This is a genomic window from Klebsiella sp. HN106, from assembly GCF_051209435.1.
GTDB classification, from domain to species: Bacteria; Pseudomonadota; Gammaproteobacteria; order Enterobacterales; family Enterobacteriaceae; genus Klebsiella; species Klebsiella oxytoca.
Window position 1 is genome coordinate 163,123 of record NZ_JBLURD010000005.1, and the last position, 14,705, is coordinate 177,827.

Below are 14,705 nucleotides of genomic sequence, written 5' to 3' on the forward strand. Positions count from 1 at the left end.
CGCCACCGGGGAGGATAACCTGAAGCTACATTGCGCCTGTATCCCGGAGGCGGCGCCTGCCGCGCCTTGTCCGTGCTACCTGGCCCACAGGATCCGTAGCCCGGCTAAGCGCAGCGCGAGCCGGGGAGCAGCAGCGCAGATGCATCAGGTTCGGCACATTCCCCGGAGGCGGCGCCTGTCGCGCCTTGTCCGGGCTACGGGTCCGCAGATGGCTGTGAACCCATGCTTCAGGAAGCAAAAACTTACAGCGTGATGGTCAACGCATTGCCCTGCGCGGTCACCACCACGCCCAGCTCACTGCCTGCCTGAACACCGCCCTGCACGCTCGCTACCTGCTGGATATTGCGCAGGCACAGCGTCCAGCCGCTGGCCTCACCGTCACCGCTGACGGTAATGACATTGCCCTGGCGTTTCGCCTTCAGGGTAAAGACCACCGACCCGTCCGCTGCCGGCACCTGGCTGACCGCTTCGCGCCCATCTTCGAGATTAAACAGCTGGAAGGCGGTGCCTTCATTCCACGCGTAGTCCGGTTTCTGGTCATTGTTGCCCAACGCCAGCAGGGTGTTGTCACGCACGTACACCGGTAGGCTCAGCACATCATGATTCTGCTTATGCCAGCGGCTGCCCTGCGCTTCATCGTTGTGCCACAGATGGGTCCAGCGGCCTTCCGGCAGCCAGAACTGGACGTCGCCCGTTTCGCTAAACACCGGCGCCACCAGCACCGAATCCCCCAGCATGTACTGCCGGTCCAGATAGTCGCAGGCCGGGTCGTGCGGGAACTCCAGCATCATCGAACGCAGCATCGGCGTACCGAACTCGTTGGCCAGCGCCGCCTGACGGTACAGATACGGCATCATGCGGCATTTCAGCTGCGTGAAGTGGCGCACCACGTCGCAGGACTCGTCATCGTAGGCCCATGGCACACGATAGGATTTGCTGCCGTGCAGACGGCTGTGGCTCGACAGCAGGCCGAAGGCGCACCAGCGCTTGTAGACATGGGCGGGCGCGGTGTTTTCGAAGCCGCCGATATCGTGGCTCCAGAACCCAAAACCGGACATGCCGATCGACAGGCCGCCGCGCAGGCTTTCCGCCATCGATTCATAGTTGGCGTAGCAGTCGCCGCCCCAGTGCACCGGGAACTGTTGCGCGCCCACCGAGGCGGAACGAGCGAACAGCACCGCTTCTTTCTCGCCAACGGTCTCTTTCAGCACGTTCCACACCAGCTCGTTATAGATGAAGGCATAGTGGTTGTGCATTTTCTGCGGATCGGAACCATCAAACCACTGCACGTCGGTCGGAATACGCTCGCCGAAGTCGGTTTTGAAGCAGTCTACGCCCATCGCCACCAGGCCTTTCAGCTTGTCGGCATACCACTGGCAGGCTTGCGGATTGGTGAAGTCATAAATCGCCAGGCCCGGCTGCCATTTATCCCACTGCCACAATGAACCATCCGGACGTTTCAACAGATAGCCTTTCTCCTGGAGCTCTTTAAACACCGGTGAACGCTGGCCGATATACGGGTTGATCCACACGCAGACCTTCAGTCCTTTCTCTTTCAGGCGTTTAATCATCCCTTCCGGGTCAGGGAAGGTCACCGGATCCCACTCAAAATCGCACCACTGGAAGGCTTTCATCCAGAAACAGTCGAAATGGAACACGTGCAACGGCAGGTTGCGCTCTGCCATACCGTCAATAAAGCTGTTAACCGTCGCTTCATCGTAGTTGGTGGTAAACGAGGTGGTCAGCCACAGGCCGAAGGACCAGGCTGGCGGCAGCGCTGGACGCCCGGTAAACCGGGTATAGCGGTTCAGCACCTCTTTCGGAGTCGGGCCGTCGATGACGAAGTACTCCAGGTATTCCCCTTCGACGCTGAACTGCACCTTCGAGACTTTTTCGGAGCCGATTTCGAAAGAGACGCGCTCAGGATGATTCACCAGCACGCCGTAGCCGCGGTTAGTCAGGTAGAACGGGATATTTTTATACGACTGTTCGGTACTGGTGCCGCCGTCTTCGTTCCAGGTTTCGACCGTCTGGCCGTTACGCACCAGCGCGGTAAAGCGCTCGCCGAGGCCATAAACGGTGTCGCCGACGCCGAGATCCAGACGCTCGAACATATAGTTGCGATTCGTTTTGGTATCCTGCACGTAGCCGTCATTTTTCAGCTGGCTACCGGTAATACGCACGCCGTCACGCAGAAAATCCAGCGACCAGAAATCGCCTTTCGTGACGCGTGCGGTCAAATTGCCGCTTTTCAGCTCGGCATATTCAGCGCCATTATTAATCTCCACGTTCACGTCTTTCAGCACGGTCAGCGGGTAATGCGGGCCGTTGTTCAACGCGCCCTGGAAGTGCTCCATGCGTACGCCGATCACTCCTTCCTGTGGGGAGAAGAAGCGCACGGTAAAGAGCGGAACGTCCAGTTGGGCGGCGCGTTCGCGAACTTCGCGAGACGCCACATAGACGACCATCTCGTTACCTTCCTGCTCAACCTCATAGACCTGCACGGGTTGGATCAGATTGAGCCCTGGTTGAATAAGCCAGTTTCCATCACTGATTTTCATGAATAGCTTCCTCTTAGTTTTGCAATTCTTTGCCTGTCGGCGCTGAAGTGAAGTCGTGTTCGTTGCGGCGCGCGCCCTGAGCCAGTTCCGCCATCATCTTTTTCAGGAACGGCGTTTTCAGGGTGTAGTAGCGTTTCGCGATAACCGCGCTCAGCAGGTAGCAGACCGCCGGAGCAAGGGTGAACAATGAGATGATGATGGTGATAGTGGCGCTGTTCTGGGTTTTGGCCGCGGCATCGTAACCGCCGCCCGCCAGCATCCAGCCAATCAGCGCGCCGCCCAGCGCCAGGCCCAGCTTGAGCACGAACAGGGTGCCCGCAAAGCTGATGCCGGTCAGGCGTTTGCCGTTACACCATTCGCCGTAGTCGACGGTGTCGGACATCATCACCCACTGAATCGGCGTCACCAGCTGATGCAGCACGCCAATTACGAAGATAAAGGCGAACATGGTGATTTCGGCGTCCATCGGCACGAAGAACATCGCCACGCTCAGCGCCGCCAGCAGAGCATTGGTCCACCAGAAAACGCTGACTTTGCATTTCCAGTCGGTAAGCGGCTTCGCCAGCGCCGAGCCAATCAGGTTGCCGACGCAGTAGGTGGTGAGGAAGGCGGTGAACAGACCCGCGGATCCCATAATCCAGGTGGTGTAGTACATCATCGCGCCGCCGCGAACGCAGACCGCGAGAATATTGAGAATGGTCAGCAGGCCAACCACTCGCCACTGATCGTTGCGCCAGATATCACGCAGGTCTTCCCGCATCGAGGTAGAGCTCGGCGGCGCTTCGACGCGCTCTTTGGTAGTGAAGAAGCAAAACGCCAGCATCAGGAACGCGATCACCGAGAGCACCGCGATGCCGCCCTGGAAACCAAACGCTTTATCTTCGCCGCCGATAAAGTTCACCAACGGCATCATCAGGACGGTGGAGAGCATGCCGCCCGCCGTCGCCAGCACAAAGCGCCAGGACTGCAGGGAGATGCGCTGCGTCGGATTGTCGGTAATGACTCCGCCCAGCGCGCAGTAGGGGATGTTGACCACGGTGTAGAGCAGGGTCAGCAGCGTGTAGGTGACCGCGGCGTATATCAGCTTGCCGTTATGACTCAGGTCCGGCGAGCTGTAGGCCAGTACGCACACGAGACCGAACGGAATCGCTCCAAACAGTATCCACGGGCGGAATTTTCCCCATCGGCTACGGGTACGGTCGGCCAGCAGCCCCATGCAAGGGTCGGATATCGCGTCCAGCGCGCGGGCCAGCAGGAACATGGTACCGACATAGCCGGCAGGGATACCAAAGATATCGGTATAGAAAAACATCATATACAACATGACGTTATCGAAAATGATGTGGCTAGCGGCGTCGCCCATGCCGTAGCCAATCTTCTCTTTGACGGACAAAATATGATCTTTCATCGCACACTCTTCTCTCAGCGCTACCGCGGGTTGGTACCGGTTACATGCTTTGTAAACCATCCGCGCTGTAAGATGAATTGCGATATCTCATAATCAAATTACGTTTCTTGTTTTATGTGATCCCGGTAGCCTGAAAGAGTGTGTAAAAGTGTAAGCCACGGATTTTGCAAGGGAATGTTTCAGAAGGTTCTGTAAAGTCCAGTTTTCGCAGTAAAAAAGTGCGTTGGGGGATGTGGTTAATGCAGGAAAGTAGCTATAATGCGCCCGCCTCCATGTAGCAATCGAGGCGCGGAAGATCGTCATCTCCGGTGAGGTGGCTGGACTTCAAATCCAGTTGGGGCCGCCAGCGGTCCCGGGCAGGTTCAACTCCTGTGATCTTCCGCCAGTTCAATCATTTTTATCCATGTGAACTTATCCAGAAAATCAGCCTTTCGGTTCAATGCCTTTCGCTTTTAGCGCGCTTCTCGCCAGTTCTTTAAACCAGCTCGCGAGACTCACCCCCTCTTCCGCCGCCACGGCATCCAGTTGTTCCTTTAAAAGCGTCAACAACACGCTTCATCTCGTCTGACGGCCGGACATGTTCACCTTCTGGATAGCCGCTCCCAAATGACGCCGGGTTAATCGCCCGTCTAATGAAATTTATGCTCTTCTGACATGCTATGCGAACCAAAGTAGGTTAATCCGGAGGTTATATGGCAAATGAACACTTAACGTCGTCCCTCATAGATAACTTAAATGTAAACATGCCCCCTGCAAAACAGGTTTAAGACTCACCAGACGGCTGAGTTGTTTGGTTATCTCGAACAACTCAAGCTTGTAGTCGTTTAAATAGCATACTGATAATGCGCTAATTCCTTTACCGTCATCGGTAAACCCTGCTTTAGCAGCATTTCAAGAAATTCATCGACCGCCATAGATGGATGTTTTAGAGACAGTCGCTGCCGCCTGACGGCTTCAAGCGTCAGAGCATGATTAAGATCGAAGAGATCGGAAATAAACGCATCAGGGTGAAGCGTTTCTATTTCATATGGACCCAGAAGTTCTGGCGGAAAGTCCTTATGGTTAAGCGTTACAATAATTTCAGCTTTCGCTCTTATCGCTGCGGCAAGAACATGTCTGTCGTTGGGATCCGGCAGATGCAGATTACTTATTAATCCCTTATATCCCGTAACATTGGCATCTGGTAAGGCGGAATTCATCATTTTGACAGTACGCTGAAGCGTCTCTGGCAGAATGTCAGGCCGATTAGCAACCAAGTTTCTGCACCATTCATCCTGAATGCAGCGGCTCCATTTTGGTTGATACAGCCCGGCAATCCCCAGGTGCATCAGCAAATCTCTGAGTCGTGCCGGATATAACACACAGGCATCTAAAATCACCGGATAAGGTGAATGTCACATTAATACATCCCTAAGTCCTGCGCCTGATCGGCCAATGATTGCATCGCGTCCAGGCTCTCCTGTTCCCTGCGTTTCTTATACTCCATAAGATCGGCAAACAACACTCTGCGATGACGCCCCGTTTTATGAAATGGGAGCTTCCTCGCTTCCAGGAGCTTAACCATATGCGGACGAGAGACATTGAGTATATTTGCCGCCTCCTGGGTTGTGAGTTCCGCATGTACGGGAACGATTTGTACCGCATTTCCGCTAGCCAACTCCCCCAATATCTCCATCAGCAATGTCAGCGCACTTGTAGGTAGCTCTATGGTATGAGCTTTATCATCCTCTCCTACAATGGCAATACGCTGTGTTTCCAGCCTGGTGGAAAGATACGCCGCAAGCTCACGCTGTCCGCGCTGCGCAAGTTCGCTCTCCTGGCGATCGGGAAGGTTGAGATGAGTCAGTGTAGTCATATGATTGCCTCCTGTGAGTCATACAGGCGAGTATATTCGAAATATTCGAAACTCTCAATATTCGAAATAAACGAAAATAAGCCTGCCGATTTCAGATCCCATCTCCCCAGCCAATCATTTCCATCCAATGTTTGCGTTATTCCCTTCACCTTTAAATCCTTACACTAACGGGATAACGTGGCTTAAAAAGGAGACCAATGATGACACCCGAACTCAAACACAGCTTCTCTATCACCATTCAGGTCGACAAACCGGTCATCGTTTCCCGCAGCCCGCAGAGCGGGAAACGTCAGCTGATCCCTATCCTCAGCGGAATCGTACGCGGTGAGCTCAACGGACACGTCTTACCCGGCGGCGTCGACAGCCAGATCATCGAGCCTGACGGCACCTGCCGCCTCTCCGCGCGCTATGCCTTACACGTGGAAGGAGGCACGGTATATATTGAAAACAACGGCATTCGACGCCTACCCGAAGAGTATAAAGAACGTCTTTTTGGCGACGATATGCGCTTTTTTAGCGATATACCGCCGGAAGCGATCTATTTTCGTACCGTACCGACTTTCGAAGTGGATGCGCCGGCGCTGCGCTGGCTCACCACCTCGCTGTTTATCTGTTCCGGCGGCCGCTCCCAGGACGGCGTAACGCTCGATTTTTATCGCGTCCGCTGATTTTCACTTTTTCAATATAACTGTTATCGCCGCCGGGCCATTTTTCCCCCACGTGCCGCGGTCTATCCTCAATACATTCAAACGATGAACCTCATTCAAAACCGGAGAGTGTATGAAAGCGATCGCCATTACTCGCGCAGCGACCGAAGGCAGCAACATTCCTTTTTTAACCGACATCGAGCTGCCGCAGCCGGTTGCCGAGGGGCATGATCTGCTGGTTGAAGTGAAGGCCATTTCCGTCAACCCGGTGGATACCAAAGTCCGCGCCGGCTTTAACGCCGATACCCCGCGCGTGCTGGGCTGGGACGCGGTTGGCGTAGTTAAAGCCGTCGGCAACGCGGTAACCCTGTTCGCCGCGGGCGATGAAGTGTGGTACGCCGGCGCGCTGGGCCGTCCGGGCAGCAACAGCGAGTTTCAGTTAGTGGACGAACGCATCGTCGCCCGCAAACCGCGTTCGTTGGATAACGCCGCCGCCGCCGCGCTGCCGCTCACCGCCATCACCGCATGGGAGCTGCTGTTCCACCGCCTTGGCGTAGAGGAAGGCGGCAACGCGGGCGACACGCTGCTGATCGTCGGCGCGGCGGGCGGCGTCGGTTCGATACTGACCCAGCTCGCCAGCAAGCTCACCGGTATGACGGTTATCGGCACCGCCTCGCGTCCGGAAAGCCAGAAATGGGTACGGGAAGCGGGCGCGCATCATGTTATCGATCACAGCAAACCGCTTGCTGAAGAGCTGGCGCGGATTGGCGTCAAAGCGGTAACCCACGTCGCCAGCCTGACCAATACCGACCAGCACTATCCGCAGCTGATCGCCGCTCTCGCACCGCAGGGCAAGCTGGCGCTAATCGACGATCCGCAAACCCTCGACGTGGTGCCGCTGAAGGCGAAAAGCATCTCCCTGCACTGGGAATTTATGTTTACCCGCTCAATGTTCGAAACGCCGGACATGATCGCCCAGCATCAGCTGCTGACCCGCGTGGCGGCGCTGATTGACGACGACACCATTAAGACCACCCTCGGCGAGCACTACGGCGCCATCACCGCCGCCAACCTGCAAAAAGCGCACGCGCAGCTGGAAACCGGGCGTTCGGTGGGCAAAATCGTGCTGGAGGGCTTTTAAGATGAGCGGCGAGGCGATTTCACTTCTCGCGGTGCTGACGGCGAAACCGGGCTACAACGACGCGCTGCGCCAGGCCCTGCGGGCGCTCCTGTTGCCCACGCGTCAGGAGCCGGGCAATCTTGATTACGCCCTGTTTCAGCTGCGCGATGCGCCGGATACGTTCTATATGCGCGAATCCTGGCGCAATCAGGAGGCTCTGGACGCGCATATCGCCCTGCCGCACTTCCAGGCTTTTATTGCGCAGATGGATAGCCTGCTTGCCGGGCCGCTGCGGCTGGATTATCTGACGCCCGTCGCGCCCTGATATTTTCTGCACTCCGTTTGCGGGGGTGAGCCCATCTTTAACCCTTTGAGCTCTCCCCCTCCCATTGCGCCTCAACCAGGCTACGCTTGATCCTGCCGCTCAAAAAACGCTCTCCCCCTCCGTTTTATTCAACGCCATTATGTAGAAGAGGTTTTGCTATGCAAATCAACGCTATTGGAACGAATTCGGCCAGCCAGCCGTTGGGGTCTATGGCCATCACCCGCCGCGAGCCGGGGCCGGATGATGTGCAGATCGCCATTGATTATTGCGGCGTCTGCCACTCGGATGTGCACCAGGCGCGCTCCGAGTGGGCAGGGACGCTCTATCCCTGCGTACCGGGTCATGAAATCGTCGGCCGGGTGACCGCCGTAGGCAGCCGCGTCTCCGGTCACGCCGTTGGCGATCTGGTGGGCGTCGGCTGTATGGTCGATAGCTGTAAAGAGTGCGAGGAGTGCCGGGACGGGCTGGAAAACTACTGTGATCATATGGTGCTCACCTATAACGGCCCGACGCAGGATGCGCCCGGCCACACGCTCGGCGGTTACTCCCAGCAGATCGTTGTTCATCAGCGCTACGTGCTGCGCATATCCCATCCCAAAGAGCAGCTGGCCGCCGTCGCGCCGCTGCTGTGCGCGGGTATCACGACCTACTCGCCGCTTCGCCACTGGAACGTTGGGCCGGGCAAAAAAGTCGGCATCGTGGGCATCGGCGGGCTGGGGCATATGGGCATCAAGCTGGCCCACGCCATGGGGGCCCACGTGGTGGCCTTTACTACCTCGGAATCCAAGCGTGACGCGGCGCGAGAGCTGGGCGCGGACGAAGTGGTGGTCTCGCGCAACGAAAACGAAATGGCCGCCCATCTGAAAAGCTTCGACTTTATACTTAACACCGTGGCGGCGCCGCATAACCTCGATGCCTTCACCACGCTGCTCAAACGCGACGGCACCATGACGCTGGTGGGCGCGCCCGCCACGCCGCATCCCTCGCCGGAAGTGTTTAATCTGATCTTCCGCCGCCGGTCAATTGCCGGATCGATGATCGGCGGCATCCCGGAAACTCAGGAGATGCTCGATTTCTGCGCCGAGCACGGCATCGTCGCCGATATTGAGCTGATTCGCGGCGACCAGATTAACGAGGCCTGGGAGCGGATGATTAAAGGCGACGTGAAATACCGTTTCGTCATCGACAGCGCCACGCTCGGCGGCTAAGCCCGGCGACGAAAGGTGCGCCGCCACTCCACCGGGCTGACGCCAAAGCGCGCTTTAAACTGCTGACGCCAGGTTACGGCGGAGCGATAGCCCACTTCCTCCGCCACCTGCCCGACGGGTAAATCCCCGGCCTCCAGCAGGATCTGGCTGCGCCGCAGGCGCTCGGCGGCCAGCCAGTCGGCAATGCCCATACCGGTCGCTTTGGCGAAATGGCGGGTCAGGGTACGGCGGCTCATCGCCGCCACCTGCGCCAGCGAATCGAGATTATGCGATTCGCGGATATGCTGCTGAAGATACTCAAGCAGGCCGTTTATCCGCGCGTCGCGGGTGTTTTTCGGTACCGGCTGAGCGATAAACTGCGCCTGTCCTCCCTCCCGGTGCGGCGGGACGATCATCCGCCGGGCGATCTGATTGGCGGCAAGGCTGCCGAAGCGCTGGCGAATAAGATACAGGCAGCAGTCGAGCGCCGCCGCGGTGCCCGCCGAGGTGATGATCCCCTCATCGTCAACGTACAGCGCGTTGATATCCAGCCGCACCTGCGGAAACAGGTGCTGAAAATCCTGCTCGAACTCCCAGTGGGTCGCCGCACGCCTGCCATCCAGCAGCCCGGCGTAGCCGAGCACAAACGCCCCGAGACACAGGCCGACGATCTGCGCACCGTTGTTACGCGCGCGAACCAGGCCGTCAAGCAGCGGCTGCGGTGGACGCTGATTCACCGCCCCCCAGTAAGGCACCACCACAATATCCGCCTGCTCCAGAGTGGAAAAATCGCCGCTGGCGTTCAGCGCAAAGCCGTCGCGAGCGTTCAGCAGCCCGGGGTGTTCGGCGCAAATATGCAGGTTAAAGCGTTTGGTTTCCGAGACCGTATCGCCAAACAGCATACAGGGCACCGAGTAGTGAAACGGACTAAACCCGTCCACCGCCACAATCGCCACTTCCGTCAGTTTCATCGCCCGCTCCGCTTCTAAAAGACCATACTTTCCCCATCCTGCGGGATGCTGACCGCCCCGGCAATCTGATTGTCAGCCACGTACTGGCGCAGCTCATCGCGGCTCAGCAGACAGTGGTTCACCGCATCCATATGGCTGGCGACGATTTTGGCATCCGGTAGGGTGAAGTGCGCCTTCAGCACATCCTCTTTGCCCATGATGATCGGCCCAAAACCGATGACGTGCGCATACCCGGCATTCAGCACCACCACCTCAGGGCGCAGCCTGAGCATGTCGGCTTCCACTGCATCGCGCCAGATAGAGTCCCCCACCAGCCACAGGGTTTTCTCCTGCGGATGGCGCAGCACCACGCCGCAGGCCTCGCCCAGGCGCTCGGCCATTGCCGGCACCGCATAAGTGCGGTCGCTGCCGTGTTGGCCCGAGTTGGTTTTTACCAGCGCAACGTCAGCAAACGCGCTGTCCTCAGAGAGCAGACGAATATCGCGAAAGCCCTGCCCGCGCAGTAGCTGTCCGTCGGCCTCATGCTGGACGTAAACCGGCAGGGTTTTGGGGATCGCGGCGATCGCCGCTTCGTCCCAGTGATCCTGATGGGTGTGGGTAACAATCACGGCATCCACGTCAACGATCGCTTCGATGGAAAAAGGCAGATCCACCAGCGGGTTACGCAATTCGCTGCGCGCGGTACCGGCAAAGCCCGCCCAGGCGCCTTTGGCAGAAAGCATCGGGTCAATGAGAAACTTTTTACCCGCATAATCAATAAGCTGGGTGGCATTACGCACATGGGTGATTTTCATGATGTTCATTCCTCTTCGCGGTCATCTGCTGAACATCGTACGTCCCACAAGCCTGGCGCAATATGGGCGTTTGGGCAATGAACGATGAAATCGGGCCAATCTGCGACGGTTGCCATCGCCGCCCGGCTATGGTGTGCTGAAGGCTTATTTTTCAGAAACAGTGGCGACGATGAAGAAGAAACTCACCTCAGACGACCTGCATGATGCCGAAGTTCTGGCGCATTGTCCGTGGTTCAGTATGCGCAAGGTTGGGATTGATATGGCGCCCGGCGATCGGCGGGATTTTTACTCTATTCACTACCCGCACCCGGCGGTAGGGATTGTGGCGATGCAGGATGACAAAGTGCTGCTGATTCGCCACTACCGTTACCTGATCGATCGGGTGGTATGGGCAATTCCTTCCGGCGGCGTCGATGAAGGCGAAGACCCGCGCGAGGCGGCCCTGCGGGAGCTGCGAGAAGAGACCGGCTGGCAGGCGCAGCACGCTGAAGAAATTATCCGCTATAACCCCTCCTACGGCAGCAGCGATCAGCTGTTTATTACCTGGCTGGCCCGCGATTTGGCCTGGGTGGGAATGGATGAAGATCAGGACGAAGTGATGGAAACGGGCTGGTTTACCCTCGAAGAGATAGGCCAGATGATCGCCCGCGGCGATATGCCGGACGGGCTATCGCTGGTGCCGCTGCTGCATCTGATGGCGCAGCGGCGTACCGGTTTAGCGTAGCGGCTTCAGCATTCGCCAGCGGAACCATAGCTGAGCGACGAGGATCAGCAGGCCGCCGATAATTTTCTGCAGCGGTAGCTGTTCGCCGTACCACAGCGCCGCGGCAATCACCGTCAGCAGCGGCTCCAGCACCATAATAATCGCCGCGCTGGCGACCGCCGCGTACTTCTGCCCCTTCATTTGCAGGCCGAAGCGCAGGCTGGTGGCGATAACGATACTGGCGAGCAGCCAGCCGAAGGTCGGCAGCGTAAACGGCTGATCCCAGCTTTCGACGGCGGCGGAGACCCCCAGTCCAACAATCCCGGTAATGCCGAGCTGCACGGTGGTCAGCGGGATTAGCGGCACCTCGCGGGCGCTTTTGCTGGTGTAGCAAAACCAGATCGACTGCACCAGCGCGGTCAGCAGAAACCAACCCTGGCTGGGGTGAAACGCAATCGGCATATGCAGGCTGAGCAAGCCGAGACCGACAACCGCTATCGGCAGGCACTCCCAGTAGGCCCGCGCCGGCCTCGCCTTCATCATCACCCAGGCGATAAGCGGCACGAACAGCATCGACAGGCTCATGATAAACGCCCCTTCGCCCAGCGACGGGGTCGTCGATACCGAGTAGATCCACAGGCACAGGTTTAAGGCAAACCACAGACCGCTGATTATGATGCGCGGCCAGTGCTCCCTGCCGACGCGAAAGCCGCGGCAGAAAGGCAGCAGCAGCAGCGCGGCGAAGAAAAAGCGCAGACCGAGGAAAGCGAAAACCGGCATACCGGCAATCGCTTCCCGGGAAAAAATCCATCCGCAGGCGGCGATAACCGTCGCGGCTATGAGCAGCAAATCAGCCTGGCGTTGCCGGGTCATCGCCACGTCTCCTTGTGTGAGTGATTACCAGCCGGGCACCGCGCCGCCGTTAAAGATTGTCTCTGCCGCTTTCGCCACTTCCGGCGACTGGTAGGAGTGGATAAACGCTTTGACGTTTTCCGCGTCTTTGTTGTCTTCGCGGGTCACGATGATGTTCACATAGGGCGAGTTTTTATCTTCAATAAAGATACCGTCGCGCACCGGGGAAAGGCCCGTTTGCTGCAGGTAGGTGGTGCTGATGATCGCTACGTCGACCTTCGGGTCGTCGATAACGCGCGGCAGTTGCGCCCCTTCCAGCTCCATTATTTTCAGGTTATGCGGGTTGTCGGTGATATCGACCGCCGTCGGCAGCAGGCCGGTGCCCGCTTTGAGGGTAATCAGCTTTTCCTGCTGGAGCAGAAGCAGCGCGCGCCCCAGGTTGGTCGGGTCGTTCGGTATGGCAATCGTCGCGCCGTCTTTCAACTCGGTGACGGATTTAATTTTGCGCGAGTAGCCCGCCATCGGGAAGACGAAGGTGTTGCCTACCGCTACCAGGTGATAGTTGTGGGCTTTATTATCCTGTTCGAGGAACGGGCGATGCTGGAAGACGTTGGCGTCCAGATCGCCGGCGTTGGTGGACTCATTGGGCAGCAGCGAGCCGCTAAAACCCACCAGCTCAACGTCGAGGCCATATTTCTCTTTGGCCACTTTCTTCGCCACTTCCGCCACATCCTGTTCCGCGCCGTTAATCACGCCGACTTTAATGTGTTTCGCATCGCTGCCCTTCTGGTCGCAGCCCGCCAGCAGCAGGCCCGCCAGCACCACGGCGGCGGCTGTCCGTAAACGCAATTTCATTGTTATCACCCCATCAGTCCATAGAAGATCGTTATTATTTTTTCGTCTGAAACTATAACGACTTTGTGGGGAGGTTTTAAACGCAAAAACCGCAACCGGAAATAAAATCATCTTCCCCCTTTCTCCCGGGGGCGGCGCGATGCGCCTGCCCGGGCTACGGATTCACCGCCGGCTGCGATCGAGTAGCCCGGACAGGTGCGCAGCGCCGCCTCCGGGGATCTCTTCAACGGTGAGGCTCGTTCCGCAGAACAGCGCCTTACAGCCCCAGCTCACTCAGCCCCGGGTGATCGTCCGGACGACGGCCCTGGGGCCAGTGAAACAGACGCTCGCTTTCGGTTATCGGCAGATCGTTGATGCAGGCGTAGCGCGTCTGCATCAGGCCGTGCCGATCAAACTCCCAGTTTTCGTTGCCGTATGAACGAAACCAGTTGCCGCTGTCGTCGTGCCACTCATAGGCAAAGCGTACCGCAATACGATTATCGCTCCACGCCCACAACTCCTTAATCAGCCGGTACTCCTGCTCTTTACGCCATTTGCGCTGCAGGAAGTCGATAATCTGCGTTCTGCCGTGAACAAATTCGCTGCGATTACGCCATTCGCTATCGACGGTATAGGCCAGCGCGACCTTAGCGGCATCGCGGCTGTTCCAGCCATCTTCAGCGGCACGGACTTTTTGTGCGGCGCTCTCGCGGGTGAACGGCGGCAGAGGCGGACGTTGTTCGGTCATCATGAATCTCCTGTATGAATACGCTGCTGCAGGCGCTGATTTTCCCGCTCCAGCTCGTCAATACGCTGTTGCAGCGTCTGGCTATACTCCGCCACCTGTCGGGCGGTGTAGCGCGGGGTAATATGCTGCGGGCAGTTCCAGTCAAAAGCCTGTAAGCGGAAACGATAAATGCGCTCAATCCGGGCCCGATAGTTCTCCGGGGCCACCCGCGCCAGCAGCTGCGGGTCGGCATCCACCGCCACAACCTCTACGGTGGCGTAGATTTTCAGCCTGGCACGCCGCGGGTAATCCATCAAAAACAGACAGGCTCGATCGCTGCCGCGCAGGTTGCCGGTGGTGATGTACTGGCGATTACCGGAAAAATCCGCCATCGCCAGGGTGGTTTCATCCAGCAGATGCACAAAGCCCACCGGACCGCCGCGATGTTGAACATAGGGCCAGCCGGTTTGCGAAAGGGTGGCCAGATAGAAGCTGTCGCGGGTGACAATCATCGCCTCCTCGCTGGCGCCGAAGCGCTCACCCCGGCGCTGGCGATGCGGCGCCTGCCACAGCTCATCGCTGCCCATTTCATGCTGGACATCCATCACGTCCGGCGTCATGGCGATATCAAGAAATTCTGCTGGCATAGATCCTCCCGATGCGTTGCGGCGTAACTCATCATGGACTGTGCTGGCAGAAAAGATAATAGTGGGAATATGAC

General features: G+C 57.9%; 16 protein-coding genes and 1 tRNA gene. 6 read left to right on the forward strand and 11 right to left on the reverse strand.

Translation table 11 applies throughout. The features are described from left to right. Nucleotides 1–242 precede the first annotated feature (242 nt). Nucleotides 243–2,561, reverse strand: coding sequence for an alpha-xylosidase (gene yicI, locus ACSIPU_RS15005; protein WP_196557634.1), 2,319 nt, complete (start codon nt 2,559–2,561; stop codon nt 243–245). A gap of 13 nt (nt 2,562–2,574) precedes the next feature. Continuing rightward, nucleotides 2,575–3,969: a glycoside-pentoside-hexuronide family transporter gene (locus tag ACSIPU_RS15010; RefSeq protein ID WP_004106990.1), complete on the reverse strand. Its 1,395-nt coding sequence runs from the start codon at nt 3,967–3,969 to the stop codon at nt 2,575–2,577. Nucleotides 3,970–4,259: 290 nt separating this feature from the next. Here ACSIPU_RS15010 and ACSIPU_RS15015 point away from each other — a divergent pair. After that, nucleotides 4,260–4,354: transfer RNA gene (locus ACSIPU_RS15015), tRNA-Sec, on the forward strand. Between the two features lie 38 nt (nt 4,355–4,392). On the opposite strand, the gene ACSIPU_RS15020 is transcribed toward ACSIPU_RS15015, so the two are convergent. The 3 genes from ACSIPU_RS15020 to ACSIPU_RS15030 form a co-directional block, all read right to left on the reverse strand. After that, complete coding sequence (locus ACSIPU_RS15020) at nt 4,393–4,515, reverse strand: hypothetical protein (protein WP_094298907.1); 123 nt, start codon at nt 4,513–4,515, stop codon at nt 4,393–4,395. A 278-nt stretch (nt 4,516–4,793) separates the two neighbouring features. Continuing rightward, nucleotides 4,794–5,348 (reverse strand): PIN domain-containing protein, encoded by a 555-nt coding sequence (locus ACSIPU_RS15025; protein ID WP_224227089.1) that lies wholly within the window; start codon nt 5,346–5,348, stop codon nt 4,794–4,796. 20 nt (nt 5,349–5,368) lie between these two features. Next, nucleotides 5,369–5,824, reverse strand: a complete 456-nt coding sequence (locus ACSIPU_RS15030; protein ID WP_004106993.1) for a helix-turn-helix domain-containing protein — start codon at nt 5,822–5,824, stop codon at nt 5,369–5,371. 200 nt (nt 5,825–6,024) lie between these two features. Between ACSIPU_RS15030 and ACSIPU_RS15035 the strand changes: the two genes are divergently transcribed. The 4 genes from ACSIPU_RS15035 to ACSIPU_RS15050 all read left to right on the forward strand — a co-directional run bounded on the left by ACSIPU_RS15035 (nt 6,025) and on the right by ACSIPU_RS15050 (nt 9,124). Further along, on the forward strand, nt 6,025–6,492 hold the full coding sequence (locus ACSIPU_RS15035) for a DUF3237 domain-containing protein (protein WP_004106996.1): 468 nt from the start codon (nt 6,025–6,027) through the stop codon (nt 6,490–6,492). Nucleotides 6,493–6,604: 112 nt separating this feature from the next. Continuing rightward, nucleotides 6,605–7,612: a zinc-binding alcohol dehydrogenase family protein gene (locus ACSIPU_RS15040; protein ID WP_032729146.1), complete on the forward strand. Its 1,008-nt coding sequence runs from the start codon at nt 6,605–6,607 to the stop codon at nt 7,610–7,612. 1 nt (nt 7,613) lies between these two features. Next, nucleotides 7,614–7,916, forward strand: coding sequence for a putative quinol monooxygenase (locus ACSIPU_RS15045; RefSeq protein WP_023321791.1), 303 nt, complete (start codon nt 7,614–7,616; stop codon nt 7,914–7,916). A gap of 158 nt (nt 7,917–8,074) precedes the next feature. After that, nucleotides 8,075–9,124, forward strand: coding sequence for an NAD(P)-dependent alcohol dehydrogenase (locus tag ACSIPU_RS15050; protein WP_004107002.1), 1,050 nt, complete (start codon nt 8,075–8,077; stop codon nt 9,122–9,124). Here the strand turns inward: ACSIPU_RS15050 and ACSIPU_RS15055 are convergent. Next, complete coding sequence (locus tag ACSIPU_RS15055) at nt 9,121–10,074, reverse strand: GlxA family transcriptional regulator (protein ID WP_032729147.1); 954 nt, start codon at nt 10,072–10,074, stop codon at nt 9,121–9,123. The two genes, ACSIPU_RS15050 and ACSIPU_RS15055, sit on opposite strands and share 4 nt — an antisense overlap. 14 nt (nt 10,075–10,088) lie before the next feature. Beyond that, nucleotides 10,089–10,868: an MBL fold metallo-hydrolase gene (locus tag ACSIPU_RS15060; protein WP_032729148.1), complete on the reverse strand. Its 780-nt coding sequence runs from the start codon at nt 10,866–10,868 to the stop codon at nt 10,089–10,091. Between the two features lie 169 nt (nt 10,869–11,037). Here ACSIPU_RS15060 and ACSIPU_RS15065 point away from each other — a divergent pair, with 169 nt between their 5' ends. Next, complete coding sequence (locus tag ACSIPU_RS15065) at nt 11,038–11,592, forward strand: NUDIX hydrolase (RefSeq protein ID WP_004116525.1); 555 nt, start codon at nt 11,038–11,040, stop codon at nt 11,590–11,592. Here the strand turns inward: ACSIPU_RS15065 and ACSIPU_RS15070 are convergent. From ACSIPU_RS15070 to ACSIPU_RS15085, 4 genes are all read right to left on the reverse strand, one after another. Continuing rightward, complete coding sequence (locus ACSIPU_RS15070; protein ID WP_032729149.1) at nt 11,584–12,444, reverse strand: DMT family transporter; 861 nt, start codon at nt 12,442–12,444, stop codon at nt 11,584–11,586. The two genes, ACSIPU_RS15065 and ACSIPU_RS15070, sit on opposite strands and share 9 nt — an antisense overlap. A gap of 24 nt (nt 12,445–12,468) precedes the next feature. Continuing rightward, nucleotides 12,469–13,278 carry a lipoprotein NlpA gene (nlpA, locus tag ACSIPU_RS15075; RefSeq protein WP_017145214.1) on the reverse strand — a complete coding sequence of 270 codons (810 nt, stop codon included), beginning with the start codon at nt 13,276–13,278 and terminating at the stop codon, nt 12,469–12,471. 256 nt (nt 13,279–13,534) lie between these two features. Continuing rightward, nucleotides 13,535–14,005, reverse strand: a complete 471-nt coding sequence (locus tag ACSIPU_RS15080; RefSeq protein ID WP_004116531.1) for a nuclear transport factor 2 family protein — start codon at nt 14,003–14,005, stop codon at nt 13,535–13,537. After that, nucleotides 14,005–14,631, reverse strand: a complete 627-nt coding sequence (locus tag ACSIPU_RS15085; protein WP_004107016.1) for a pyridoxamine 5'-phosphate oxidase family protein — start codon at nt 14,629–14,631, stop codon at nt 14,005–14,007. The genes ACSIPU_RS15080 and ACSIPU_RS15085 overlap by 1 nt, the downstream gene beginning before the upstream one ends. Between the last annotated feature and the right edge of the window lie 74 nt (nt 14,632–14,705).